23 protein-coding genes are annotated in these 23,717 nt (G+C 65.5%); 11 read left to right on the forward strand and 12 right to left on the reverse strand.

Going from position 1 to position 23,717, the window contains the following annotated elements; translation table 11 throughout:
- Window positions 1–95: 95 nt before the first annotated feature.
- Complete coding sequence (locus tag HG262_RS18795) at window positions 96–1,058, forward strand: LysR family transcriptional regulator (protein ID WP_248293414.1); 963 nt, start codon at window positions 96–98, stop codon at window positions 1,056–1,058.
- Here HG262_RS18795 and HG262_RS18800 read toward each other — a convergent pair.
- The gene (locus HG262_RS18800; protein WP_248293415.1) at window positions 1,048–2,244 is read right to left on the reverse strand and encodes an SLC13 family permease; all 1,197 of its coding nucleotides are present in this window, start codon (window positions 2,242–2,244) and stop codon (window positions 1,048–1,050) included. The genes HG262_RS18795 and HG262_RS18800 overlap by 11 nt on opposite strands.
- A gap of 64 nt (window positions 2,245–2,308) precedes the next feature.
- Window positions 2,309–3,544, reverse strand: coding sequence for an MFS transporter (locus HG262_RS18805; RefSeq protein WP_169272461.1), 1,236 nt, complete (start codon window positions 3,542–3,544; stop codon window positions 2,309–2,311).
- A gap of 275 nt (window positions 3,545–3,819) precedes the next feature.
- Between HG262_RS18805 and HG262_RS18810 the strand changes: the two genes are divergently transcribed.
- Window positions 3,820–4,188, forward strand: coding sequence for a VOC family protein (locus tag HG262_RS18810; protein ID WP_169272462.1), 369 nt, complete (start codon window positions 3,820–3,822; stop codon window positions 4,186–4,188).
- A gap of 85 nt (window positions 4,189–4,273) precedes the next feature.
- Here HG262_RS18810 and HG262_RS18815 read toward each other — a convergent pair whose 3' ends face one another.
- A complete protein-coding gene (locus HG262_RS18815) occupies window positions 4,274–5,245 on the reverse strand; it encodes a tripartite tricarboxylate transporter substrate binding protein (protein WP_169272463.1) in 972 nt (323 codons plus the stop codon).
- Window positions 5,246–5,375: 130 nt separating this feature from the next.
- Between HG262_RS18815 and HG262_RS18820 the strand changes: the two genes are divergently transcribed.
- The 4 genes from HG262_RS18820 to HG262_RS18835 all read left to right on the forward strand — a co-directional run bounded on the left by HG262_RS18820 (window position 5,376) and on the right by HG262_RS18835 (window position 11,506).
- A complete protein-coding gene (locus HG262_RS18820) occupies window positions 5,376–6,320 on the forward strand; it encodes a LysR family transcriptional regulator (RefSeq protein WP_169272464.1) in 945 nt (314 codons plus the stop codon).
- Between the two features lie 130 nt (window positions 6,321–6,450).
- Window positions 6,451–8,526, forward strand: a complete 2,076-nt coding sequence (locus HG262_RS18825) for a hydantoinase/oxoprolinase family protein (RefSeq protein WP_169272465.1) — start codon at window positions 6,451–6,453, stop codon at window positions 8,524–8,526.
- 11 nt (window positions 8,527–8,537) lie between these two features.
- The gene (locus tag HG262_RS18830; RefSeq protein ID WP_169272466.1) at window positions 8,538–10,319 is read left to right on the forward strand and encodes a hydantoinase B/oxoprolinase family protein; all 1,782 of its coding nucleotides are present in this window, start codon (window positions 8,538–8,540) and stop codon (window positions 10,317–10,319) included.
- 101 nt (window positions 10,320–10,420) lie between these two features.
- The gene (locus HG262_RS18835; protein ID WP_169272467.1) at window positions 10,421–11,506 is read left to right on the forward strand and encodes a calcium:proton antiporter; all 1,086 of its coding nucleotides are present in this window, start codon (window positions 10,421–10,423) and stop codon (window positions 11,504–11,506) included.
- A gap of 79 nt (window positions 11,507–11,585) precedes the next feature.
- Here HG262_RS18835 and HG262_RS18840 read toward each other — a convergent pair whose 3' ends face one another.
- Window positions 11,586–11,831: a hypothetical protein gene (locus HG262_RS18840; RefSeq protein WP_248293416.1), complete on the reverse strand. Its 246-nt coding sequence runs from the start codon at window positions 11,829–11,831 to the stop codon at window positions 11,586–11,588.
- The gene (locus HG262_RS18845; RefSeq protein WP_169272468.1) at window positions 11,828–12,610 is read right to left on the reverse strand and encodes a BON domain-containing protein; all 783 of its coding nucleotides are present in this window, start codon (window positions 12,608–12,610) and stop codon (window positions 11,828–11,830) included. The genes HG262_RS18840 and HG262_RS18845 overlap by 4 nt, the downstream gene beginning before the upstream one ends.
- A gap of 283 nt (window positions 12,611–12,893) precedes the next feature.
- On the opposite strand from HG262_RS18845, the gene HG262_RS18850 reads away from it, so the two are divergent.
- Complete coding sequence (locus tag HG262_RS18850) at window positions 12,894–13,445, forward strand: DUF4142 domain-containing protein (protein ID WP_169272469.1); 552 nt, start codon at window positions 12,894–12,896, stop codon at window positions 13,443–13,445.
- Between the two features lie 86 nt (window positions 13,446–13,531).
- The gene (locus HG262_RS18855) at window positions 13,532–13,819 is read left to right on the forward strand and encodes a hypothetical protein (protein ID WP_169272470.1); all 288 of its coding nucleotides are present in this window, start codon (window positions 13,532–13,534) and stop codon (window positions 13,817–13,819) included.
- A gap of 64 nt (window positions 13,820–13,883) precedes the next feature.
- Here the strand turns inward: HG262_RS18855 and HG262_RS18860 are convergent, their stop codons facing one another.
- Together HG262_RS18860 and HG262_RS18865 are read right to left on the reverse strand one after the other, a co-directional pair.
- On the reverse strand, window positions 13,884–15,704 hold the full coding sequence (locus HG262_RS18860; RefSeq protein ID WP_169272471.1) for a glycoside hydrolase family 15 protein: 1,821 nt from the start codon (window positions 15,702–15,704) through the stop codon (window positions 13,884–13,886).
- Window positions 15,705–15,708: 4 nt separating this feature from the next.
- The gene (locus HG262_RS18865) at window positions 15,709–16,527 is read right to left on the reverse strand and encodes a glucose 1-dehydrogenase (protein ID WP_169272472.1); all 819 of its coding nucleotides are present in this window, start codon (window positions 16,525–16,527) and stop codon (window positions 15,709–15,711) included.
- A gap of 350 nt (window positions 16,528–16,877) precedes the next feature.
- On the opposite strand from HG262_RS18865, the gene HG262_RS18870 reads away from it, so the two are divergent.
- The 3 genes from HG262_RS18870 to HG262_RS18880 all read left to right on the forward strand — a co-directional run bounded on the left by HG262_RS18870 (window position 16,878) and on the right by HG262_RS18880 (window position 19,153).
- Complete coding sequence (locus HG262_RS18870; RefSeq protein WP_169272473.1) at window positions 16,878–17,714, forward strand: alpha/beta hydrolase; 837 nt, start codon at window positions 16,878–16,880, stop codon at window positions 17,712–17,714.
- A 367-nt stretch (window positions 17,715–18,081) separates the two neighbouring features.
- Entirely contained in the window at window positions 18,082–18,504 is a 423-nt protein-coding gene (locus tag HG262_RS18875) for a GreA/GreB family elongation factor (RefSeq protein WP_169272474.1), read from the forward strand.
- Window positions 18,505–18,523: 19 nt separating this feature from the next.
- The gene (locus HG262_RS18880; RefSeq protein WP_169272475.1) at window positions 18,524–19,153 is read left to right on the forward strand and encodes an NAD-dependent dehydratase; all 630 of its coding nucleotides are present in this window, start codon (window positions 18,524–18,526) and stop codon (window positions 19,151–19,153) included.
- Here the strand turns inward: HG262_RS18880 and HG262_RS18885 are convergent.
- The 5 genes from HG262_RS18885 to HG262_RS18905 are packed head-to-tail and all read right to left on the reverse strand — an operon-like array spanning window position 19,141 to window position 23,715.
- Window positions 19,141–20,808, reverse strand: a complete 1,668-nt coding sequence (locus HG262_RS18885; protein WP_169272476.1) for a long-chain fatty acid--CoA ligase — start codon at window positions 20,806–20,808, stop codon at window positions 19,141–19,143. The two genes, HG262_RS18880 and HG262_RS18885, sit on opposite strands and share 13 nt — an antisense overlap.
- A gap of 15 nt (window positions 20,809–20,823) precedes the next feature.
- The gene (locus HG262_RS18890) at window positions 20,824–21,978 is read right to left on the reverse strand and encodes an acyl-CoA dehydrogenase family protein (protein ID WP_169272477.1); all 1,155 of its coding nucleotides are present in this window, start codon (window positions 21,976–21,978) and stop codon (window positions 20,824–20,826) included.
- Between the two features lie 17 nt (window positions 21,979–21,995).
- Window positions 21,996–22,820: an SDR family oxidoreductase gene (locus HG262_RS18895; protein WP_169272478.1), complete on the reverse strand. Its 825-nt coding sequence runs from the start codon at window positions 22,818–22,820 to the stop codon at window positions 21,996–21,998.
- A 21-nt stretch (window positions 22,821–22,841) separates the two neighbouring features.
- Complete coding sequence (locus HG262_RS18900) at window positions 22,842–23,261, reverse strand: MaoC family dehydratase (protein WP_169272479.1); 420 nt, start codon at window positions 23,259–23,261, stop codon at window positions 22,842–22,844.
- Window positions 23,262–23,271: 10 nt separating this feature from the next.
- Window positions 23,272–23,715 carry a MaoC family dehydratase N-terminal domain-containing protein gene (locus HG262_RS18905; RefSeq protein ID WP_169272480.1) on the reverse strand — a complete coding sequence of 148 codons (444 nt, stop codon included), beginning with the start codon at window positions 23,713–23,715 and terminating at the stop codon, window positions 23,272–23,274.
- Window positions 23,716–23,717 lie beyond the last annotated feature (2 nt).

A 23,717-nucleotide genomic window follows, 5' to 3' on the forward strand; every position in this document is an offset into this window, starting at 1 on the left:
CTCTCGTTCATCTCAACCGGATAAGAAGTGCGAGTCTAGGCATGGGGCCCATTTCGGTACACTGACGAGTTTCCATACAGCTATAACTTTTGCTCATGACAAACCTCTCGCCCAGCCTGAATTCCGTCATGTCGCGCCTCCATGCAAAACAGCTCAGGCTGCTCATCACCATCGAGGAATGCGGCTCCCTGCTGGGGGCGGCCGACAAAATCGGCCTGACCCAACCCGGCGCCAGCAAGGCCCTGCGCGAACTTGAGCAGACCCTGCAAGTGGAGCTGTTCGCGCGCACCAACCGCGGGTTAATCCCTACCGAGGCCGGACTGTGCGCATTGCGCTTTGCGCGTTTGATCCAGGCAGACATCAACAAGCTGAGGCACGAACTGGATGCAATCGCCAGCGGCGCGGGCGGACGCCTGTCCATCGGCACCATCATGGGCGCCGTGCCGGTGTTGACCGATGCGGTGACGCACCTGCTGCGCCAGCAGCCGCGCATGTCCGTGGAGATCGTGGAGGACACCAGCGAAACGCTGCTGGGCCTGATTGATCGCGGCCGGCTGGACGCGGCGATCTGCCGATCCTCCGTCAGCCGCAATCCGGACGTCTATGAATCACTTTTCGTGAAAGCCGAATCCCTTGCGGTGATCGCCAACGTGCGCCATTCCGCGATGGGCGCGGACGCGGTGGATTTGCGCGAATTGCAGGATAGCCGCTGGGTGGTCTATCGCGCCCAGATGCCGATGCGCCGGTTGCTGGAGCGGGAATTCCACGAAGCAGAGCTGAACTTTCCCTTGCACCTGATCGAGACCACCTCGGCGCTGGCGACGCTTACCCTGCTAAGCCGCAACACCGATCTGGTGGCGCTGGTGTCGGAAGACCTGGCCAACTATTTCTGCCACAACGGTTTGGTGGGCACCCTGGCGTTGACGCTCAAGTCACGCAGTGAACCTTACGAGCTGGTATTTCGCAAAGGCACCCCGAAGAGTCCCGCGTTGGCATTGTTGGTGGAGGCGCTGGTCCCCGACGGACAACCGGCCTCCGCGCGCGGCATCAGCTCGTAAGATGCAGCGCCGCCAGCGCCAGCAACAAGGCCGGCGGCATGACGACAAGCCCCAGGCGCAAGAAGCTGAGCGCACCGATATGCATCCCCTCCCGGCGCACGGCCATCAGCCAAAGCAAGGTGGCAAGCGAGCCGCTGACCGACAGGTTGGGGCCCAGGTCGATACCGATGAGCAGTGCGGCAGTCCCCGAGCCGGACAGGTCGGCCATGCGGGCTAACGATCCTGCCATCAGCCCCGCCGGCAGGTTGTTGATGATGTTGCCCGACAGCGCCGCGCCGATCCCGCTGGTCCAGAGCACGGCGGTATCGGACAAGCCGCGCATCATTTGGGCCAGGGCTTGCAGCACGCCGCTGGCCGCCATCCCCTCGACCAGGACGAACAATCCCGCCACCAAGGGCAGAACCCCCCAGGCGACGCCTTTGACCAGGCGCCACGGGCTGGACCGCGTCACGGCCAGCACCAACAGCGCCGACGCACTGCCGGCGGCCAGCGTCGGCAACCCCAGGCGCAAGCCCAGGGCCGACGTGATCAGCAAGGTGCAGGCGGTGCCCGCCACCCCCAGTGCCGCGCACCGCAGGGCGGGCGTCATGGGGGGCAGCGGCGGCGACGGCTTCAGCGGCTGCCGCAAGTCGTCGCGGAACACCCATCGCAGCGTGACGTAGGTGGAACCGATCGCCAGCACGGACGGCAATGCGAAGTGCAACAGCCACGGCGCCAGGGCCGGCATGCGGTCGCCGAACACGACCAGGTTCGCTGGATTCGATATCGGCAACACAAAACTGGCCGCGTTGGCGATGAATGCGCACACGTACAAGTAGGGCAAGGGCGGCGCGCCCACCACTCGGGTCACCGCATAGACGGCGGGCGTCAACACGACCGCCGTTGCGTCGTTGGACAGCAACACGGTGACCACCGTGCCCACCAGGAACACCAGATCGAACAGACGCCGCGCCGAGCCCGCCGCATGATCGGCGGCCGCCACCGCCAGCCAGTCGAACAGGCCCGCCTGCCGGGCCACCTCTGCCACCAGCATCATGCCGACCAGGAAAAGATAGACGTCGGTTCCTTCCAGGATCGCGTGGCCGGCTTGGGCGGGGGTGAGTAATCCCAACGCCACCAGCGCCACCGCGCCCGAACACGCCCACACATATTCCGGCAGTCGAAAAGGACGCAGAAGAATCGCCATGGTGGTTGCCGCGGCAATCAACCAGATCAAGAAATTGGGTAACGACATGCTTTCCAGGGTGAAATCAAGAAGACGAGGAGGGAGCCGCGGCGGGCAATACGCCTGACGCGCGCGTCTCAGGCAAGATCAGCAGGGTCGCGCAGGCCAGCGCCGCAATCCCGGCCAGGACCAGAAACGCCGCGCTGTATCCCGCATGCTGGACGATCACGCCGGCGACGCCGTTGCTTAGCGACGCGCCGACGCCGAACACGGTGGTGACCGCGCCCAAGCTGGCGTTGAACCGGCCCGTGCCTTGCGTCAGATCCAGCACCATCAAGGGCAGAACGGCCCCGAAAATCCCCGCGCCCACGCCGTCCAGCAGTTGCACCGCCACCAGCCAGGCCGTGTCGTCGGAAAAGGTATATAGCACGCCGCGCAAGGGCAGGATGGCGAATCCGATCAGCAGCAATTTCTTGCGTCCCAGGCGGTCGGCATAGCGCCCCACCGCCATCGCCGCGGGAATCATGACGAACTGCGCCGCCACGATGCAAGCCGCCGTCAAAGGCGTGGCAAGCGCCGGGTTCGCCAGCGCCAGCTTCTGCCCGACAAGCGGCAACATAGCAGCATTGGCCAGGTGGAACAGCCCGCAGCTCAGGGCAAGAAGCAAGAGCGATCGGTCACTCAGCAACTGGCGCAGGGGAATGGGTTGCGCGTTGGCCGCCCCCGCGGTGCCGTCGTCCAGGCCACGCGCACGGGCCAAATCGATATGCGCCGGAAGGTACGACGCGGCGGCCAGGCTGGCCAGCGCCATCGCTGCCATCAAGTAAAAAACAGCCACGGGCCCCCAGAGGTAGGCCAGGCCGCCTGCCAGCAAGGCGGCGAAGGCGTTGCCAGCGTGGTTATAGGATTCGTTGCGCGCAATACGCCGGGTGAACGCATGGGCGGCGGTCAGCCCCAAGGTGATGCCGGCGATTGCAGGGGCGAACACCGACGACGCGGCGCCTGCCAGGGCTTGCGTGATCGTGACCCAGGCAAAACTCGCATTGGCCAGGAGGGCCATGCAGGCCCCGGTCACGAGCACGGCGGCCGCGATCAACAGTGCGCGCTTGTTCGACGTCCGGTCCACGAGAGCGCCTGCCGGCGTCTGCGCGACCAGCGCCGCAAGTCCGGATATCGTCATCACCAGCCCGATGCTGTCGGGCCGCCAATGATGCACCGCGAGCAAGTAGATGGCCAGATAGGGGCCGAGACCGTCACGCACATCGGCGACGAAAAAGTTCAGCCAGTCCAGTGGACGCGAAGCAGAAGATGGAAAATGCAAAGTAGCCGTAAGAACCGTAGGTATCGATCAGGGTCGATCGTCAACGAACGCGAAGGACGCGCCTTTGCGTCACCATTTTCCATTCCTGCGCATCGATTGTCGGTGGGAATCAGCCAGACACCTGCACCGCCGGATTGTAGACAGCAAACCGAACAAGCGTCACGACTCTTACGCCCAGCCGGTCGGCACTACACTGATCCGGTGCCAGCGACCCACAATCCCAGACCCACAATCCCATTGACAGGCGGCAGGCCACCGCCAAACGGAGATCACGCATGTTCGATCACATCGGTTTCGGCGTCAGCGACATGGACCAAAGCCGCGAATTCTTCCTGCAGGCGCTGGGCCCGCTGGGTGTAAGCCTTGCCATGGAAGGCCCCGACAGCGTCGGGCTGGGAAAAAACGGCAAACCCTCTCTTTGGCTGTATGCGGCCTCGTCGGTGCCGGCCCCTTTGCATATCGCCATTGCGGCAACGACACGGCAGGAAGTGGACGCCTTCCATCAGGCTGCCCTGGCTGCGGGCGGCCGGGATAACGGCGCCCCCGGACTTCGTCCGCATTACCATCCCCACTATTACGCCGCTTTCGTATTCGGCCCGGACGGCCATAACGTGGAGGCGGTCTGCCACCGTCCACAAGAATAATTGCGCCCGGTCAGCGACCAAAAGAAAGGCCCCACCGAAGTGAGGCCGTCAAATCCGCCATCGCAGACGCGTCGCCCGCCACGATTCATAGCGGCTTCAGGTCCACCTCTTTAGCGATCTTGCCGAATGCGTCAAGGTCCGTCTTGACGCGGGCAGTCGTGTCAGCCGGGCTGGACGCGCGTGGGATCATCGCCAAGTCCAGCAAGCGCTGCTGCATTTCGGGCTTGGCGAATTCTTTTGCAATAGCCTGCTGAATCTTGTCCACAATGGCGTCCGGCGTGCCCTTGGGCGCCGCCAGACCAAACCAGGCCACCGCCGAAAAGCCCGGCATGCCTGCCTGGGGGCCAGTCGGCACATCCGGCAACGCCGCCACGCGCTCGGGGTTGGTGACGAACAGCGGCCGCACCTTTCCCGCCTTGATGAAAGGGGTCTGCACGCCGGTATTGTCCAGCACGGCGTCGATATGGCCGCCCAGCAGATCGTTCATCGCGGGACTGCTCCCCTTGTAGGGCACGATATTGATCTGGATGCCGGCGGCGCGGGCGAACATGAGCTGTGTCAGGTGCTGCTGGGTACCCAGTCCGGCATTGCCGAACGTGATCTTGTTGGGATTCTTGCGGCCGTAATCGATGAACTCCTGCAGCGTCTTGGCGGGGAACTCATTGTTCGTCACCACCACGAAAGGCAGATCCACCAGCACCGTAATTTGCTTGAAGTCTTCCAGCGGCTTGTATCGCAACTTGTAGACGTAGGGGTTGACCGCCATCGTACCGCTGGCCGTCAGTGCCAAGGTGTAGCCGTCGGGCTCTGCCCGCGCGACGTGCTCGGTGCCCAGCACCCCGCCGGCGCCGGGCTTGGCCTCGACGATGACGGGTTGCCCCAGTTCGCTCTGCACCGCCTGGGCCGCGAAACGCGCCAGCATGTCGGCGGACCCACCCGTAGCGTAGGGCAGGATGATCGTGATCGGCTTGCTGGGGTAGTTGTCCGCGGCCGCCGCTTGCGAGGCAGCCAAGGCCGCAAAACAGGCAGCAGCCAGAAACTTCAGGTTCTTTATCATCGATTGATTACCCAAGTTGCGTGAGAACTGCGCAGGAACCCGGGCAAGGTTAAGCGGTCTGGTGTTATATGACCAATCAACAATTAAAATAGAACATCATCAACATTGTTGATAACAATACGGGGATACCGTGCTTGACGCCATCGACCTGAACCTGCTTCGCATCTTCGACGCCGTCATGACCGAGCGCAACGTCACGCGCGCGGCATTCACGTTGCACATGACGCAGCCGGCGGTCAGCAACGCCATCAACCGCCTGCGCCTGACATTGAAGGACCCGCTGTTCATCAAGGTGCAAGGCGGGGTACTGCCCACCCAGCGCGCCGAATTGCTGTGGCCTCCCATCCGCGACGCGCTTGCCCGCATCGCAGCAACCCTGGAGCGCAACGAATTCGACCCCGCCCGCTCGGAAGCGGTGTTCCGCCTGGCCATGTCCGATTACGTAGCCGACCAGGTGATCCGGCCGCTGTTCGTCGAACAGCAGTCGGTGGCGCCGAACATCCGCATCCACCTGCATCCCTATTCGCTGGACAACACTGCCGCGCTGCTCGACAAGGGCGAAGTCGACATGGCGGCAGGCGTGTATTCGAACTTCGGCTCGTCGCTGCGCACCCTGCCCCTGGAGACCCTGACCTACGTATGCGCGATGCGCAAGGGCCATCCGCTGCTGTCCTTGCCGCGCTTTACGCTGGATGACTTCCTGCGCGCCCGGCATCTGGTTGTCAGCCTGCTGGGCACTGCCGCCCTGATCGACCACGAACTCGCCGCCCACGGCTACAAGCGCAATGCCGTGCTGACGATCAACCAGTTCGCGCTGGCCCCACGCCTGCTGGCCGAGACCGACCTGATCTGCATCGTGCCGGTCAATGCCGTACGCAACAGCCCGCACAGCCATCAACTTGAAGCCATCGAGCCGCCCTTTCCGCTGATTCCGCGCACGGTCAACCTGATCTGGCACGAGCGTTCGGACAACCTGCCCGCGCATCGCTGGCTACGCGAGGAAATCCTCAAGGTATGCAAGGCGCAGGGCATGATGTTCGACCCGGTGCAGGGGGCCGAGTCGCACGCCTATTGATCGCCACATCATTCACGCAGATGATGACGATCAATGCAAATCTTTGATTAGATCGAATGATTCTCCGTCGATAAGATTCGGGTCACCCTAGCTTCGGCGCTCGCATGCGCCGGCATCCTGGAGACCCGCGTTGACTCACCCCGCACCCCTCCCCGGCGAGCGCCGTTTCCGTGTCGGCTTCGACGTCGGCGGCACCTTCACTGATTTCACCCTGCTGGCCGAACATAGCGGCGAGCTGTCCTACTTCAAGGTGCCCTCGACGCCGCACGACCCGTCCGAAGCCATCCAGAGTGGCCTGGCGCACCTGATGCGCGAACATGGGATCGCCGGCGACGAGCTGGCGCACGTGGGCCATGGCACGACGGTCGCCACCAATATGGTGATCGAACGGCGCGGCTCGCGCTGTGCGCTGGTCACCACGCGTGGCTTTCGCGACGTGCTGGAGATCGGACGGCAGACTCGCCCTCACCTGTACGACTACAACGTCATCAAGCCAGCTCCGCTGGCGCCGCGCGAGTGGCGCTTCGAAATCGGCGAGCGCATGGCCGCCGACGGCAGCGTGCTGCAAGCGCTGGACGAGGATGAGGTGGTCTCTGTCGCGCGTCAACTGGCCGAAGCGCAGGTGGAATCGGTGGCCATCTGCTTCATGCACAGCTACCGCAACGACGCCCACGAACGCCGCGCACGCGACATCCTGGCGGAATATCTGCCTGGCGTTTATCTCAGCGTGTCCAGCGAAATACTGCCGGAATTCCGCGAATACGAGCGCATGTCGACAACGGCCCTGAACGCCTATGTTGGCCCGCGCATGGCCTCCTACATGCGCAACCTGGTCGGCTCGGTGCGGCGCATGGGCGTGGGGGTAGCTCCCACCACAGTGCATTCCAACGGCGGCCTGATGTCGGTGGAGTCAGTGCTGACCGCCCCAGTGCGGACGTGCGTGTCCGGGCCCGCCGCTGGCGTGATCGGTGCAGCCGAGCTTGGGCGGGCGGCGGGCTTTCACAACCTGATCACCTTCGACGTGGGCGGCACCAGCACCGACGTCTCGCTGGTGGCCGAACTGCAGCCGCTGTTCACCTCCAGCCGCCTGGTGGCGGACTATCCGGTCAAGACCCTGATGGTCGACGTACACGTCATCGGTGCCGGCGGCGGCAGTATCGCGCGCATCGACGACGCCGGCGCGCTGAAGGTAGGCCCGCAAAGCGCCGGCGCCGTGCCCGGCCCGATCGCCTACAACCGGGGCGGCACGGCGGTCACCCTGACGGATGCGCACGTCGTGCTGGGCCGCCTGAATCCCGTGGCCCTGCTTGAAGGCCGCATGGCCGTGCATGCCGAGCGCGCGCGCGCCGCCCTGGCCGAACAGGTGGCCGGCCCGCTGGGCATCAGCCTCGAAGAGGCGGCCTACGGCATCCTGCGGATCGCGAACTCGAACATGGCGCGGGCCGTGCGCGCGGTATCAACCGAACGTGGCCACGACATACGGAAGTTCGCGCTGTGCGCCTTCGGCGGCGCGGGGGGCCTGCACGCGGCCGAACTGGCGCGCGACTGCGGCGTCGGCACCCTGCTGATCCCGCAAGAACCCGGCACCATGTGCGCGCGCGGCATTCTGCTGTCGGACATCTCCATGGACTTTGTCCAGACGCTGATGGCCGACGCCAGCGAACCAGGCTGGCAGGCGGTGCAAGCGGCGCTCGACGCGCTGGGCGGCAAAGCGCGCGCATGGTTGGCCGGCGAAGGCGTGGGCGACGCCGCCCAGCGCCTGTCGGCCGTCATCGACGCGCGCTACCAAGGCCAGAATTTCGAGATCCCCGTGCCGCTGGACGGCATGCGCCTGATCCCACGGGCCGACTTCGTGGCGGCCTTCAGCGCGGCGCACATCCGCGAATATGGTTACGACGCCGCCGGCCGCGCGGTCGAGATCGTCAATTGCCGCGTGCGCGCGGTGGGCATGGTGCCGCGCGCACCGATTGCCCACGTGGCTGGGGGCACCAGTCTGGACGCCGCGATCAAGGAGCGTCGCGCTGTCTACTTCGAGAAGACCGGTTGGGCCGACACGCCCGTCTACCGCCGTGCCCTGCTCCCGGTGGGCACGCCCATCGACGGCCCCGCCGTCATCGAGGAAATGAGTTCGACCACCGTGATCCTGCCCGGCCAGCAAGCGCGCGCCGACGACTACGGGAACCTCGTCGTCAACCTCAACCCCTAAGGCAAATCGACATGACCACCGCACCCATCGCCGCCGCCGAGTCCGACGCCTTCGACCCCATCGAAATGGAGGTCTTCAGCAACCGCCTGCTGTCCATCACCGAAGAAATGGGCAACACGTTGATCCGTTCGTCTTTCTCCAGCAACATCAAGGAACGCAAGGACTGCTCCGTGGCGCTGTTCGACGCCGCGGGCCGCCTGGTGGCCCAGGCCGCCCACGTGCCGGTGCACCTGGGCTCGTTGTCGGGCGGCATCGATGCCGTGCTGCGCCGCTATGGCGCGGCCGGCATCCGCCCGGGCGATGCGTTCCTGTGCAATGACGCCTATCTGGCCGGCGGCACCCACGCACCGGACATCACCGTCGTTTCACCCATCTTCTACGACGGCGTGCTGCGCTTTTTTTCCGCCAACATCGGCCACCACACTGACGTGGGCGGCGCCGTGCCCGGCTCGACCTCGCATCACCTGAAGACCGTGTGGGAAGAGGGCATCCGCCTGCCGGCCATGCGTATCGTGCGGCAAGGCGAGCTGGACCTGGACCTGCTGGAGATGATCGCGCACAACACGCGCGAACCCGACAACCGCATGCACGATATCCGCGCCCAGATCGCCACCAACGACAAGGGCGCTCGCTTGATGCTGGAGCTGCTGCGGCAATCCGGCCTGGACACGGTGCTGTCGGCCATCGACGGCATCCTGCGCTATACCGAGCGGCGGCTGCGCAACCGCATCGCCCAGCTGCCCTCGGGCAGCGTGTCGTTCACCGAACGCATGGATGATGACGGCATGGGCGGCGAGCCGGTGGTGATACAGGCCAACGTGCAGGCGCGCGACGGCCAGCTGCACGTGGACTTCACCGGCACCGGCAAGCAGGCGCGCGGCGCCTTCAACCTGCCGGCCAGCGCGCTCAACGCCAGCGTGTACTTCGCCGTCAAGGCGATGCTCGACCCCGAGCTGATGCCCAACAACGGGCTGTTCCAGCCCATCACCATCAGCGCGCCCGAAGGCACGATCACCAATCCGGTATTTCCCGCCGCAGTGGGCGCGCGCGTGACCACCGCGCAGCGCGTGGCCGGCACCGTGATCGGCGCCCTGGGCCAGTTGCTGCCGCCCGGACGCGGCATGGCCTCATCCAACGACGTCATGCCTTCCATGCTGTTCTCCGGCCCCCTGCGCGACGGCAAGGGCACCTTCGTCTATCTTGAAACCCTGGGCGGCGGCGCGGGCGGGCGCGCGCGCGGCGACGGCATGGACGGCATCCAGGTCAACGTCACCAATACCTCCAACCTGCCCGCCGAGGCTCTGGAAATCGAGTACCCCCTGCTGGTCGACGAATACGCCCTGGTGAACGACACCGGCGGCGCGGGCAAGTACCGCGGCGGCATGGGCATCGCGCGCCAGATCCGGTCGTTGCACGACCAGCTGGCCTGCACCATCCGTTGCGACGCGGCCCTGTTCGGCGCAGCCGGTCTGGATGGCGGCCTGACCGGCGGGACCTCACGACTGATCCAGAACCCCGGACGCCCCGACGAGCAGCGCCTGCCCAGCAAAATTTCGGGCCACCCGTTGCCGGCGGGCGTATCGGTGCGCCTGGAGACGCCCGGCGGTGGCGGCTATGGCGCGCCAGCCGAGCGCGCGCTGGCCGATATCCGCCAAGACCTCCTGGCGGGCAAGGTGAGCCGCCTCGCCGCCGAGCGGGACTATGGGTCCGAGAAGGTCGTCCGCGCCCTTCAGCAAACGGGCTCCGGATCCGCGGCAACAGGACAAGCCGGCCCCCAGGCGCGGCAAGACTGAGGCACGGGAGGCTGTTTTCGGCAAATTTCCTATAAGCCGCGCCTTCCCGCCCGGGTTCCCTGCGTGCTAGGCTCGCTGGAGTTCCTGCCTGCCGAGTCCAGATGAAATCCATTCTGCAGTCTGAGAAATTCCTGCTTCTAGCCTGCACGGCCGCCGTGGCGGGATATGCTGTCGACAGCCGCTTAGCCGACTTCGGCCGACTTGCCAGCGTGTTGGAGACGGCCCTTCTTATCGCGGCGATCCTGGCCGCGTCGCTCAACGTGGCGCGCCACGCCGAACGCATCGCCCAGAAATTGGGCGATCCCTACGGCAGCATGATCCTGACGCTGTCGGCGGTCCTGGTGGAAGTGATCGTGCTGGCCATCGTCTCGACCAAGACGGGTTCGCCCACTCTGGTGCGGGACAGCATCTACTCGGCCGTCATGCTCGACATCAACGGCATCCTGGGTGTCGCCGCGCTCATCGGGGGGTTCAAGCACGGCGAACAGGCCTACAACGATGACTCCGCGCGCACTTACAGCGTGATGATCCTGACGGCCGTCACGGTGTCCATGATCATTCCCGAATTCGTTCCCCAGGCCGACTGGCAGGCCTATAGCGCCTTCACCATCGTGGCGATGCTGTTGCTCTACAGCGTATTCCTTCGCATGCAAACCGGGCCGCACAGCTACTTTTTCAGCTACAGCTATCCCGACAAGAAAACGCGCACCAACACGCCGGCCTCGGGTTCCCCCGGCTGGAGATACTCGGCCGCCATGATGGCGTGCGGCATCATCGCCGTGGGCTTTCTGGCCGAACTGATGTCGCATTCGCTGGAGCGCAGCGTTCAAGGCATCGATGTGCCCATCGGACTGATCGCACTGATCGTGGCTGGCATTTCCGCCGCGCCGGAAATGCTGACCGCGCTGCGCGCCGCATTGGCCAATCGCATGCAGTCGGTAGTCAACATCGCCCTGGGGGCCTCGCTGTCCACCGTCATCCTCACCGTGCCCGCCATGGAGGCCATGGCGCTGTTCTCCGGGCAACGCATCGACCTGGCCATGACGCCGTTGCAGACGCTGATGATGCTGGCCACGCTGCTGGTGGCCGCCATCAACCTGAACGATGGTCAAACCAATGCCATCGAGGGCATGACGCACTTCATCCTGTTCGGCACCTTCCTGATGCTCCTGACGCTGGGCTTGTAGCGCTGCCCTGCGATCGGCGCCTCTGCCCGTCTGCGCCGGAGGCGGCCAGGCCCGTGCCATCTGGCCTGACCGCCGCGATTCAGGGTTTGCTGCGCGCCCCCCCACCACGGTTTCGCTGGCTCTGCTGATCCTGCCCCGTCCCGATCTGCGAAACGTGGCCTTCCTTCTTTGTGCGATTTTGCGTGTCGCCGTGACTCGCTTGCGATTCGCGGGGAGTATCGTCGGCAGTCGGATCGGGTTTGCTGGGTTTGGTTTTCATGGTTTCTTTCCTGTTCGTTGCGATAGCGGGTGCGCGCGTGGCGGGCGAAATTTCCTGTTGCGTCATGTCGCCGCCGGCTCCTTTCCCCCCACGCCGGCAACCCGGATCCGGTTGTCGACGTCCTGCACGCCGGCGCATGCGTCCGTGCAGTCTTCAATACGATGCTTGGTGCGGCGGTCTTGCACGGTTCCCTCCAGCGTCACGCAGCCATCCGCCACGGCTACCGACACGTCGCTGACGTCCAGGCCGCTGTGCGCCAGGTGCTCGCACACGTTTTCCCGCACGCGTTCGTCCGAGCGCGTATAGCCTTTGGGATCCGTCCGCCGCGAACCGCGGTCGCGCCAGGCGGTCGGCCCGCGGTTGTAGCCACCGCGCTCCGCGGTCTCGAAAGACGCTTCCGGTTCGTCCGCCCATTGCGGGCGGTCGCCGTAATAGCCGCCTTCCTCGTCACCATAGGAAGTGGGGCCGCTGTAGGATGGGCTGCGCGATCCATACACCTGCTCACGCTGGTATGACGGGTCCTGGTTCCGGAAGCCGCCATAGCTGCTTTGGCCGGGGTCCGCGCTGCGGCTGCGCACGCCGCCCCGGGTTTCACGGGCGCCAGGCGCGCGGCTCGTGCCTTCGCCCTGGTAGCCGAACGAAGGTGCCGGATCGCGCCACGGCTCCTGGTCCCCCGCCCCCGCATGCTGCTGGCGCCGCACGTCGTTGACGGAATCCCGCGGCGCCTGCCCGCCGGACCGCCCGGGCTGCTGGGCCTGGCGGTAGGGATCGCGGGTGTTGCCGCTGCCGGGATCCCGGTTGAAGTCGTCCTCATCACGCCACGGATATCGTTGGTCATGGTTCATGTCGAGCCTCCTGAGAGTAACGATGTTTCCCCTTTGCGCAGTTTCTCCGCGCGGGAACTCGACATTCACGCAGCAAGCGTTGTGCCACCCGCCGCGGCGCAGCAACGCCCCCGCGCAAGCCAGCCCGGGAACCGGGCGGCCGGGCATTCCTTACAAGCACAGTAAGAAGTACCGAGGCCTTTTCGGGAGCGCGGCATCCCCGGGCACGCCACTTGCTGAGGTCTCCGGACGACCTCCCCCCCACTCGCCTCGCGAGCACCATGCTTCGCTTCCGGAGACATTCATGAATACTCGTCATCTCACCGCCACCCTGCTTGCCGTTGCGGCACTGGGAGGCGGGCATATCACCATGGCCCAGACGGCTACCCCGCCGATGGCTGCGGAGTCAAAACTGGACAGTAAAGATCGCGATTTTCTGGAAAATGCCGCGCAGGCCGGGCATATGGAAGTCGAAGGCAGCAAGTTGGCCCTTGAGAAAGCCCGTAGCGCTGAGGTCAAGACATTTGCGCAGAAGATGATTGACGACCATGGCAAGGCGGGTCAGCAGTTGGCCGCCCTGGCCAAGAAGAAGGGCTATGACGCCCCGACCGAACCCTCCCTGATGCAACAGGCAAAGTTGAAGACCCTGGGCCTGCGCGACGACGGCTTTGACAAGGCATATGCCGAGAGCATCGGCGTTTCGGCCCACGAGGACGCCGTCAAGCTCTTCCAGGAAGCGTCGAACCAGGCAAAGGATCCCGAGATCAAGCAATTTGCCACCGAAACGCTTCCCACACTTGAGCAACATCTTCAAATGGCCAAGTCGCTGGAACAGAGCGTGAAGAAGGCGCCTTAAGCATGCATGCCAGCCGGACATGCACACGGACCGGGGTGACTTCGGTCCCCCACCAACGCTTCACTTGCCCAACAGCGGTGATCGCCATGAATTCCCCCCAACCTGCCTTAACATCCACCCCGGCTGGCAACATCATGATCATCGTCCGCGTGGGGCCGCAAAGTTCTATGGGCCAATATGCGGACCCACCCGATGCGGCCAATGACGGCATCCTGTCCCCGCCGCCGGACGGCCTGCCGGTTCCGGTGATCCACGCCGTGCAAGCCCCTCACCGAATTCGGGTTCCGCTCGCGATCGCCTTGGCGGCAATGCTGTGGATACTGGGCACGATTCTCTTGCTGACGCTTGCCCTGGCGTACCAGCTCATGGCCTGAGACGGCCCTGCGCCGCGGCATGCCGGCGCCAAGCCGGATGGGAACGCGCGGCGGATGCGCGGGCTTATTCCTGCGGCGCGTCCCGGGACGAACGCTGGTGTGCCGTGCCGCCAGCGGCGCTGAGGTTGTAGGCGGTATTGACCAACCCGATGTGCGAAAAGCCCTGGGGAAAGTTGCCCACCAGCCGCTTGCGCGCCACGTCGTATTCTTCGGCCAGCAGCCCAAGGTCGTTGCGTAACGACAGCAGGCGGCCGAACAGGCGGTGCGCATCGTCCAGCCGGCCTTGCATGATGTAGGCGTCGGCGAGCCAAAAGCTGCACGCCAGAAACACGCCTTCGTCTCCCGGCAGACCATCGTCGCTGTGCTGCGTCGAGTAGCGCAGCAGCAGGCCATCGCGCAGCAGTTCGTTTTCGATGGCTTGCACGGTGCCGGTCACGCGCGGGTCGTCCGCCGGCAGAAAGCCGACTTGCGGGATCAGCAGCAGGCTGGCGTCCAACGCCGTGCCGCCGTAATACTGCACAAACGTATTGCGCTGGGCGTCATAGCCATGCGTGCAGATGTCGGCGCGGATCTCGTCAGCCAGCGCCCGCCAGCGGTCCACGGGACCTTCCAGCCCGAAGCGCTCGCAGGATTTCACGCTGCGGTCCAGCGCTACCCAGCACATCAGCCGCGAGTGCGTGAATGCTCGACGCGCCCCCCGCACTTCCCAGATGCCATGGTCGGGCTCGCGCCACAGGTCCTCAAGCGGCGTGAGCAACACCTTCTGCATGCGCCATGCTTCGGCCAGCGGGGCCAGGTCGGCAACGCGCGCGGCATGCAGGGTCTCGATCAGTTCGCCATACACGTCCAGCTGCATCTGCCCGGCCGCGGCGTTGCCCAGCCGCACGGGCGCACTCCCCTCGTAACCGGGAAGCCACGGGATGTCGTGTTCGGGCAGCCAGCGCTCGCCGGAAATGCCATACATGATCTGCAGCTGGTTGGGATGGCCGGCCGCCGCCCGCAACAGCCATTGCCGCCAGGCCTCGGCTTCTTCCCGATAGCCGGCATTCAACAGCGCATACAAGGTCAGGGCGGAATCGCGCAGCCAGCAATGCCGGTAATCCCAGTTGCGGGTGCCGCCCAATTGCTCGGGCAGCGATGTCGTGGGCGCCGCAACGATGCCGCCGGTAGGCTGAAAGGTCAGCAGTTTCAAAGTGATCAGCGATCGCACGACGGCGTCTCGCCGTTGCCCCGGGCCATTTTCCCAATGACAGCGCTTGGCCCATTCGCGCCACCACGCGATGGTGCGGTCCATGCTTTCCAGTCGGTCCGGCACGAAATGCGGCGTCTTGTGCGAACGGTGATACGACAGGGTGAAGGGTACGGTCTCGTCCTGCCGCACGGTGAACTCGGCCACGCTCTTCATGTCGCGGCCGGTGAGCGGCACGGCCGTATGCAGTTCGACGGCATCCGGCCCGGCAATGGCGCTCAGGCCGTAATCGCGCCGGCGCACCCAGGGAACGGCCTGCCCGTAGTTAAAGCGCAGCGTCAGTTCCATCCCCATGTCCACGCGGCCCGACTCGCCCTGCACGATACGCACGACATCCACCCGCTCTTCATCATCGCTGAGCGGCATGAAGTCGTAGACGCGCACCACGCCGCCCGGCGTTTCATGACGCGTCTCCAGCACCGCCGTGTCCGGCAGGTAGCGGCGCGTAGTGATCGCCTCCGGGGAGGTGGGCGCCAGCAGCCAGCGGCCATGGCTGTCGTCGCCCAGCAAGGCCGCAAAGCATGCCGGCGAATCGAAATGCGGCAGGCAGAGCCAATCGATGGAACCGTCGCGCGCCACCAGCGCGGCCGACAACATGTTGCCGATCAAACCATAGTCTTCAAGGGGCTTGGACATCGGCTCAACCCGCGCCGCGAAAAGCGGCATACAGGGTCATGCCGCCGTCCACGAACAAGGTCGACCCCGTCACGTAGTCGGAATCGTCACTGGCCAGCCAGGCCACGGCACGCGCCACGTCTTCCGGCTCGCCGATGCGGCCATACGGGATCAGCTTGAGCAGCGACGCCAGGCTTTCCGGCGTGTTCCAGGCCGGCGCGTTGATGGGCGTGCGTATCGCCCCGGGGGCCACGGAATTGACGCGGATCTTCATCGGCGCCAACTCTTGCGCCAGCGACTGCATCAGCAGCGACACGCCGCCTTTGGACGCCGCATAGTTGGACTGGAACGCCCAAGGAATGACTTCGTGGACCGAACTGATGAAAATGATCTTGCCCGCCGCGGTACCGGCGGGCGGCTGGGGCGTGCGGTTCAGGAAGGCTCGAACCGCGGCACGGGCGCACAGGAACTGGCCCGTCAGGTTGGTGTCGATCACCTTTTGCCATTGGGCCAGCGTCATGTCCTGAATGGCGGCCGGCTGTTCGATACCGGCGTTGTTCACCAGTATGTCGACGCCCTGGAAATGATCCTCGGCCACGCGGAACAGATGCTCGACGTCGTCCTCACGGTTGATATCGGCTGCCGCGGTGACGGCCAGCCCGCCTGCGCGCGCGATGTCCTGCACGACCTCTGCGCCGCGCCGCGCGGAGTCTTCATTGGGACGATGGTTCACGACCACCCGCGCGCCCGCCGCCGCCAATTCCAGGGCAATACCGCGCCCGATTCCAGAATTGGCCCCGGTGACGACCGCCACGCGCCCCGACAGATCCACTGCATGCCGCATGCTGCTCTCCTTGCGGCGAGCGGGTCCGGTGTTGCTGACTGGCGGATCCACGAGCGCCGCTTTCGATAGCCAAGCTTGCAGCTTAGTCCCGGACAGGCGTCGGTACAACCATCGGCGGCGTGAGGGATGTTGCCCCGGCCACGCTGCTGGCGGACGTCCTCGCCCAGGTCCGGCGGATGGCGGCCGCCAGCCGGGTGTAATGCCTCGCCAAGGTTGATTTCATCCAAATTTGCTTGATAACGTACAAGCTCCGGATCGCCATGCGGGCTACGCTGCAGGATGGCTGGCGCCAGGGCCCGGCCATCCCCTGCGGTTCCCCTTCCCCCTGCTTCTTCCCGGAGTCACTGACCATGAGCACCATCACTACCCCCGACGGCGTGCAGATCTACTTCAAGGACTGGGGCCCCAAGACGGCCCAGCCCATCATGTTCCATCATGGCTGGCCCTTGTCGAGCGATGACTGGGACGCCCAGATGCTGTACTTCGTCGCCAAGGGCTTTCGTGTCATTGCACATGACCGCCGCGGCCACGGCCGTTCCAGCCAGGTCAGCGACGGCCACGACATGGACCACTACGCCGCCGACGCGTCGGCGGTGGCCGAGCACCTCGATCTGCGCAACGCCGTCCATATCGGTCATTCGACCGGCGGCGGCGAAGTCGCGCGCTATGTCGCCAAGTTCGGCCAGCCGCAGGGCCGGGTCGCGCGGGCTGTGCTGGTCAGCGCCGTGCCCCCCTTGATGGTCAAGACCGATGCCAACCCGGGCGGCACGCCGATCGAGGTGTTCGACGGTTTCCGCTCAGCCCTTGCCGCCAATCGCGCTCAGTTTTTCACTGACGTGGCGTCCGGCCCCTTTTATGGGTTCAATCGCCCGGGCGCCCAAGTCTCGCAAGGCGTCATCAATAACTGGTGGCGGCAAGGCATGATCGGCTCGGCCAAGGCGCATTACGAGGGCATCAAGGCCTTTTCCGAAACCGACCAGACCGAAGACCTGAAGGCCATCACCGTCCCCACGCTGGTCATGCACGGCGACGACGACCAGATCGTGCCCATCGACGACTCCTCGCGGCTATCGGTCAAACTGCTGAAGAATGGCACGCTGAAGGTGTATGCGGGCTTTCCGCACGGCATGCTGACAACGCACGGCGAGGTCATCAATCCGGATCTGCTGGCCTTCATCAAGGGCTGATTCCGGCAAGAGAAATGCGTTCCACGGGCGGACCGGTCCGCCCGCCTCTGGACGCTTGCCCACCCTGACCTGCCAATGGCCTATATACTTGGCTGTTGCCGACAGCAGATTGGGCGCCAACCGCGCGACAACCTGCGTCGCAACGACGCTTGAACCCGCCCGCGTGGGCGCTCCCCCGGGTCAGGGTGCTTATCCGCCGTCCATCGCGACGGCGGCGTACCCCTTGAGACCGGCTTCAATCGATACGCTTCGTTGCGGCGCTGCTTGACCTTCTTTTCCCGATAGCGCTGTCACTACCTCCATCGCCCCACCCGAGCAAGCCTGAAAAGTGTCTGCCGTTGGGGCCATACGTCTAAGAAGAATCGACATGAACGCCTTGCCGCAAGACAAACTGATCACCGCCCTGGACCACGCCCGCCTGCTGGGCATGATCACCCGCCCCGCCAGCGCCGCGGCGCTGTCGCGCGATGCGATCGACGCGACGCAGGAGATCCTGGATTCCGCGCCGATCATCACCCTGGAAGACGTCACGCCGGACATCGTCACGATGCGCTCGCGCATGCGCCTGCTGACCGCCAACGGCGACGAAATGATCGTCACCCTGTGCTACCCGGCCGACGCCAACCTGGCGCAGGGCCAGGTGTCCGTGCTGTCGCCACTGGGACTGAGCCTGATCGGCTCGCGCCAGGGCCAGCGCATCACCTGGACCGCGCCCAACCAGACCGAGCACGCCGCCACGATCGAAGAGATCGTCTATCAGCCCGAAGCCGCGGGCGACACCACGGCGTAACGCCCTTCGGGACGCTTCAATGAAGCTGCTGCTGATCGGATCGACCGGCCTGGTTGGCCACCATGTGCTGGACCAGGCGCTGGCCGATCCCCGCGTGACGGAAGTGGTCTCGATCGCCCGGCGCCCGCTGCCCGCGCACCCCAAGCTGCTGAGCGCCGTGGCCGACTTCGACCGTCTTCCGCCAGAGGCGGACTGGTGGCGCGCCGACGCGGTGATCTGCACGCTGGGCACCACCCTGCGCGCCGCGGGTTCCGAGGCCGCCTTTCGCAAGGTCGACCACGACTACCCGCTGGCCGTCGCCCGCCTGGCGCGCCAACACGGCACGCCGGCCTACGTGCTGAACTCGGCCATCGGCGCCGATGCGTCCTCGCGCTTCTTCTACAACCGCGTCAAGGGCGAAGTGGAACGCGACCTGGCCGGCCTGGGCTTTGCCTCGCTGACGCTGGTACAGCCCGGATTGATCGGGGGCCGACGCACGGAATTCCGCCTGGGTGAACGCGCGGCCATCGGCACGCTGACACTGCTGGGCCCGCTGCTGCCGCGCCGTTGGCGGATCAACCCTGCCAGCACGATCGCCCAAGCGATGCTGGAAGCGGCCATCAACGCATCGCCCGGCATGCACGTCATTACGTCCGATCAACTGGCCTGAGCCCCCGCCTCCTGCAACTGGCGCCAGAGGATCTTTCCCGTGCTGGACTTGGGCAGCGAGTCAACGAATTCCACGATGCGCGGTGCCTTGTAGGCCGCCATGCGCGTGCGCGCCCAGGCGATTACCTCGTCTTCGCGAGCGCTATCGCGCGCTTCGGGACGCAACACCAGCAGCGCCTTGACCGTTTCACCGCGACAGACGTCGGGTACGCCAATCACGCAGGCTTCATGGACGGCGGGATGCTCATACAAGGCATTCTCGACCTCGGCCGGCCAGACCTTGTAGCCCGACGCGTTGATCATGCGCTTCAAACGGTCGGTGACGAAGAAATAGCCGTCTTCGTCCACGCGCCCCAAATCGCCGGTGCGAAAGTAACGCTCGCCATCCAGCAGGAAGAACGCGTCAGCGTCGGCCGCCGGATTGTTCCAATAGCCCTGCATGATCTGCGCGCCGCGCGTGACCAGCTCACCGGTCTCGCCGGGCGGCAGTTCCGCAAGCGTCGACGGGTCCACCACCCGCGTATCCACCCCGAACGTCGGCACGCCGATGCATTGGCGCTTGTTGCGCTGCATCGGGTTGCAATGCAGGAATGACGCCGTCTCGGTCAGTCCGTAGGCCTCGTTGAAGATGATGCCGTAGCGTTCGGCCAGCATCGTCGCCACCGCTTCGGGCATGGGCGCGCCGCCGCCGCACAGCAACGCCAGGTTGGACAAGTCGAACGATTCGATGCCGGGCTGCGCGAAGAAATCCACGATCATTGCGGGTGGCGCGGCCCAAACGCTGACCCGGTGGCGAGCCATCAATTGCGCCGCCACCTGGCGGTCCCAGCGCGGCAGCAGGACGACGGTGGCCCCCAGCAAGATCGGCAGGTTCATGCAATTCTGCATGCCCAGCAGATGAAACATGGGCGCCACCCCCATGATGACGGCCTCGGCCGTCAGGCCCCGCCACAGCTGCGATCCCGTCACCGCCGCGCCCAGCGTGCCGTGCGTGTGCCGGCACCCCTTGGGGCGGCCGGTGGTTCCCGACGTGTAGGGCAGCAGGCACAGGTCCCCGGCCTTCGCCTTGTGCGGCAAGGGTGGCGCGTTGACGGCCAGCGCGCCGTACCACGGCACGCCGCCCGCGACATCCGGCGCGCGCCGCGGCGCGGCGATCCAGTCCGGGGGCGCCAAATCACCGTCGCCCGGCCCCAGATAATCCGAATAGGCATGAACGATGACCCGGTCCAGCCGGCCGTCGTCCACAAAACCCGCCAAGCGGCTGGCCAGTTCCTGTGCCGCGAACGCCACGCGGGCGCCGCTGTCTTCCAGGTAGTGCGCCAGTTCGTCAGGGGTGCTCATCGCGTTCACCGGCACCACCACGGCCTCGGCGCGCAGGATGGCGTAGTAGGCGATGATGAACTGCGGGCAGTTCTGACTGAACAGCAGCACGCGGTCGCCCGCCTTCACGCCGGCGCCGTGCTGCAGATAGCCGGCCATCGCGTCGACCTCGCGCTTGAGCCGCGCGTAGTCCAGCACCGTGTCATAGAACACGATGGCGGGCTTGCCGGGATACCGCGTGGCCGAGGCCTCCAGGTTGAAGACCAGGCTGGACTGGGGTTGGCTGATCTCATGCGGCAGGCCCTTGGGCCAGTATTGATGATGCGCTTGCTGCATTCGTGTCTCCCCGCCTCAGGCGGCCATGCCGCGGGCGATGATCTCTTTCATGATCTCGTTCGAGCCGCCGTAGATCTTGCCCACGCGAGCGTCGGCATACATGCGGGCGATGGGGTATTCCAGCATGTAGCCATAGCCGCCATGCAATTGCAGGCACTCATCGATCACCTGGCAGTTCATCTGCGTCGTCCACCACTTCGCCATGGCGGCGGTGGACAGGTCAAGCGCCCCCTCCAGTTGCCGCGCAATGCAATCGTCGACGAAGCGGGCCGCGATGGTCGCCACGGTTTCGCATTCGGCCAGCTTGAAGCGCGTGTTCTGCATGTCGCTCAACGGTTGGCCAAAGACCTGCCGCGTCCGGGTGTACGCGACCGTCTCGTCGATGGCGCGCCGCATTGTCGCCACCGCCCCCACGGCGATCAGCAGCCGTTCGCGCGGCAGTTGCTGCATCAGCTGGGTGAAGCCGCGCCCTTCGGCTTCACCCAGCACATTGGCGGCAGGGACGCGCACCCCATCGAAGAACAGTTCGGCGGTATCCCCGCTTTTCTGGCCCAGTTTTTCCAACAGGCGGCCGCGCCGGAACCCCGGCAGGTCCCGGGTCTCGACCATGATCAGCGACACCCCGCGCGAACCGGCCTGCGGGTCCGTTTTGGCCACCACGCAGACCAGGTCGGCATGCAGGCCGTTGGTGATAAAGGTCTTCGACCCGTTGACCACATATGCGTCGCCGTCGCGGACCGCCGTGGTGCGCACGCTCTTCAGGTCGGACCCCGCGCCCGGTTCGCTCATCGCGATGGCGCCCACAAGCTCGCCCGTCGCCATCTTGGGCAGCCAGCGTTGCTTTTGCGCTTCGGTGCCGTAGTTCAGGATGTAGTGCGCCAGGATCGCGCTGTGCACGTTGTTGCTGAAGCCATAGACCATGGCGCGGGCCTGCTCCGCCGCCACGATGGCCTCGTGGGCGAAGGAGCCGCCCCCGCCGCCATAGGCCTCGGGCATGCTGACGCACAGCAGGCCCATGCGGCCCGCCTTGTGCCAGACCTCGCGGTCGGCGTGCTGTTGCTTGCGCCACTTTTCCTCGTCAGGCACAAACTCCTTGTCGAACAAGCGGCGCGTCGAATCCTGGAATAGCGTCAGGTCGGCGTCCATCCAGCCTTGCCGGGGCGTGTCCATCGCGTTCTCCCCGGACATCAAGGACGGCCGCCGCCCACGACCAGCACCTGGCCGCTGACGTAGTTGGATTCGGGCAGGCAGAACAGGTACACCGCGCCCGCCGCTTCCGCCGGCGTGCCGGCGCGGCCGATCGGGATCAGGCTTTCGGCGTTCTTCAGCACCTGCGGATTCACGCCCACCTTGATCTGGCGGCCCTGGATATCCAACGTGGCGTCGCCATCGGCGGCCGCCTCGGTCAGGCGCGTCTTGATCAGGCCAAACGCCACGCTGTTCACGTTGACTTTGTAGCGTCCCCACTCCTTGGCCAAGGCGCGCGTCAGCCCGTTGATGCCCGCCTTGGCGGCTGCGTAATTCGCCTGGCCTGCGTTGCCCATCACGCCCGACGTGGATGAAATGTTCACGACCTTGCGGAACACCTCGCGTCCCTGCGCCGCCTCGGCCTTGGCGGCTTCGCGGATAAAGCCGGACGCGGCGCGCAGGATGCGGAAAGGAGCGGACAAATGCACCGCCAGGATCTCATCCCACTGCTCGTCGGTCATTTTCTGGATCACGTTATCCCAGGTGTAGCCGGCGTTGTTAACGATGATGTCCAGCCCGCCGAACGTGTTCACCGCTGTCCCGACGAAGCGCTCGGCAAATCCGGATTCCGTCACGCTGCCCACGCAGGCCTGCGCGTATCCGCCCATCTGGCGGATCGTGGCCACCGTGGCTTCGGCAGGGCCGGCGTCCAGATCATTGACAACGACCTTGGCGCCTTCGCGTGCCAACTTCAGCGCGATTTCCTGGCCAATGCCGCGCCCCGACCCCGATACCAGTGCAACCTTTCCTTCAAGCGTTCCCATCGTCTCTCTCCTGTTCCGTATTCAAAGCGCGGCCAACACCGCCACGCCGCTCAATCTGAGTTCGCCCGTCTGGCTGCGCGCATTGAGTTCGATCCGCAAGCGGGTTTCGCCGCCCGCCTCGAAGCGCTCGACGACCTGGCCGGTGCAGCGAACTTCGTCGCCCACGTGCGTGATGGCCACGAAGCGCACGGCGAATTCACGCAGCGCCGACTGCGGCGCCCAGGTCGTCAGCAGACGCGCCAGATAGGCCGCCGACAGCATGCCGTGCGCGAACACGTCGTCCATGCCGGCCGACCGGGCAAAGTCCAGGTCCACGTGAATGGGGTTGTGGTCGCCCGAGGCGCCACAGTACAGCGCCAGCGCATGCCGGCTGACGGGGCCTGCCGTGAAAGCGGGCAGCGCATCGCCCGCCCGGGCGTCTTGATATCGGTTGGCGTTCAACGTGCTCTCCTCATCCGTTGCGCACGACGGTGACGGCGCGCAGTTCGGCCACCAGCGTTCCCGATGCGCCAGTCACTCTCGTTTCACGCACCACGAACTCCAGCGCACCGCCCTTCTTCGCGTAGATGTCGGTGATGCGCGGCTCGAAGCGCAGCACATCGCCCGCATGCGCCATGGCGTGATACGTAAAGCCCTGTTCGCCATGCAGCACCCGGCCGATGTCGATACCCAGCAGCTCGCGCAGGGCGGCGGGACGCGGGCTGTCCATTTCCAGGCAGAAGAAGAAAGTCGGGGGCACGGGCAAGGCGGGATGGCCGGCGGCGCGCGCGGCGGCCTCGTCGGCGTAGATGGGATCGTCTTGCCCCGTCGCCTTGGCGAAGAACCGCAGCCGCCCCGCTTCCACCGTCGTGGTGAATGCAGGCAGCGCCGCGCCGATATGTCGGGTATCCAGCATGG

Source organism: Achromobacter sp. Bel, from assembly GCF_012928505.1.
Taxonomy (GTDB): Bacteria; Pseudomonadota; Gammaproteobacteria; order Burkholderiales; family Burkholderiaceae_B; genus Achromobacter.

What these genes read in the sequence shown, in the direction of transcription:
- HG262_RS18795 (WP_248293414.1), top strand. Translation starts at nt 96, where the DNA reads ATGACAAACCTCTCGCCCAGCCTGAATTCCGTCATGTCGCGCCTCCAT.
- HG262_RS18800 (WP_248293415.1), bottom strand. Translation starts at nt 2,244, where the DNA reads ATGGCGATTCTTCTGCGTCCTTTTCGACTGCCGGAATATGTGTGGGCG.
- HG262_RS18810 (WP_169272462.1), top strand. Translation starts at nt 3,820, where the DNA reads ATGTTCGATCACATCGGTTTCGGCGTCAGCGACATGGACCAAAGCCGC.
- HG262_RS18815 (WP_169272463.1), bottom strand. Translation starts at nt 5,245, where the DNA reads ATGATAAAGAACCTGAAGTTTCTGGCTGCTGCCTGTTTTGCGGCCTTG.
- HG262_RS18830 (WP_169272466.1), top strand. Translation starts at nt 8,538, where the DNA reads ATGACCACCGCACCCATCGCCGCCGCCGAGTCCGACGCCTTCGACCCC.
- HG262_RS18835 (WP_169272467.1), top strand. Translation starts at nt 10,421, where the DNA reads ATGAAATCCATTCTGCAGTCTGAGAAATTCCTGCTTCTAGCCTGCACG.
- HG262_RS18840 (WP_248293416.1), bottom strand. Translation starts at nt 11,831, where the DNA reads ATGACGCAACAGGAAATTTCGCCCGCCACGCGCGCACCCGCTATCGCA.
- HG262_RS18845 (WP_169272468.1), bottom strand. Translation starts at nt 12,610, where the DNA reads ATGAACCATGACCAACGATATCCGTGGCGTGATGAGGACGACTTCAAC.
- HG262_RS18850 (WP_169272469.1), top strand. Translation starts at nt 12,894, where the DNA reads ATGAATACTCGTCATCTCACCGCCACCCTGCTTGCCGTTGCGGCACTG.
- HG262_RS18855 (WP_169272470.1), top strand. Translation starts at nt 13,532, where the DNA reads ATGAATTCCCCCCAACCTGCCTTAACATCCACCCCGGCTGGCAACATC.
- HG262_RS18860 (WP_169272471.1), bottom strand. Translation starts at nt 15,704, where the DNA reads ATGTCCAAGCCCCTTGAAGACTATGGTTTGATCGGCAACATGTTGTCG.
- HG262_RS18865 (WP_169272472.1), bottom strand. Translation starts at nt 16,527, where the DNA reads ATGCGGCATGCAGTGGATCTGTCGGGGCGCGTGGCGGTCGTCACCGGG.
- HG262_RS18870 (WP_169272473.1), top strand. Translation starts at nt 16,878, where the DNA reads ATGAGCACCATCACTACCCCCGACGGCGTGCAGATCTACTTCAAGGAC.
- HG262_RS18875 (WP_169272474.1), top strand. Translation starts at nt 18,082, where the DNA reads ATGAACGCCTTGCCGCAAGACAAACTGATCACCGCCCTGGACCACGCC.
- HG262_RS18880 (WP_169272475.1), top strand. Translation starts at nt 18,524, where the DNA reads ATGAAGCTGCTGCTGATCGGATCGACCGGCCTGGTTGGCCACCATGTG.
- HG262_RS18885 (WP_169272476.1), bottom strand. Translation starts at nt 20,808, where the DNA reads ATGCAGCAAGCGCATCATCAATACTGGCCCAAGGGCCTGCCGCATGAG.
- HG262_RS18890 (WP_169272477.1), bottom strand. Translation starts at nt 21,978, where the DNA reads ATGGACACGCCCCGGCAAGGCTGGATGGACGCCGACCTGACGCTATTC.
- HG262_RS18895 (WP_169272478.1), bottom strand. Translation starts at nt 22,820, where the DNA reads ATGGGAACGCTTGAAGGAAAGGTTGCACTGGTATCGGGGTCGGGGCGC.
- HG262_RS18905 (WP_169272480.1), bottom strand. Translation starts at nt 23,715, where the DNA reads ATGCTGGATACCCGACATATCGGCGCGGCGCTGCCTGCATTCACCACG.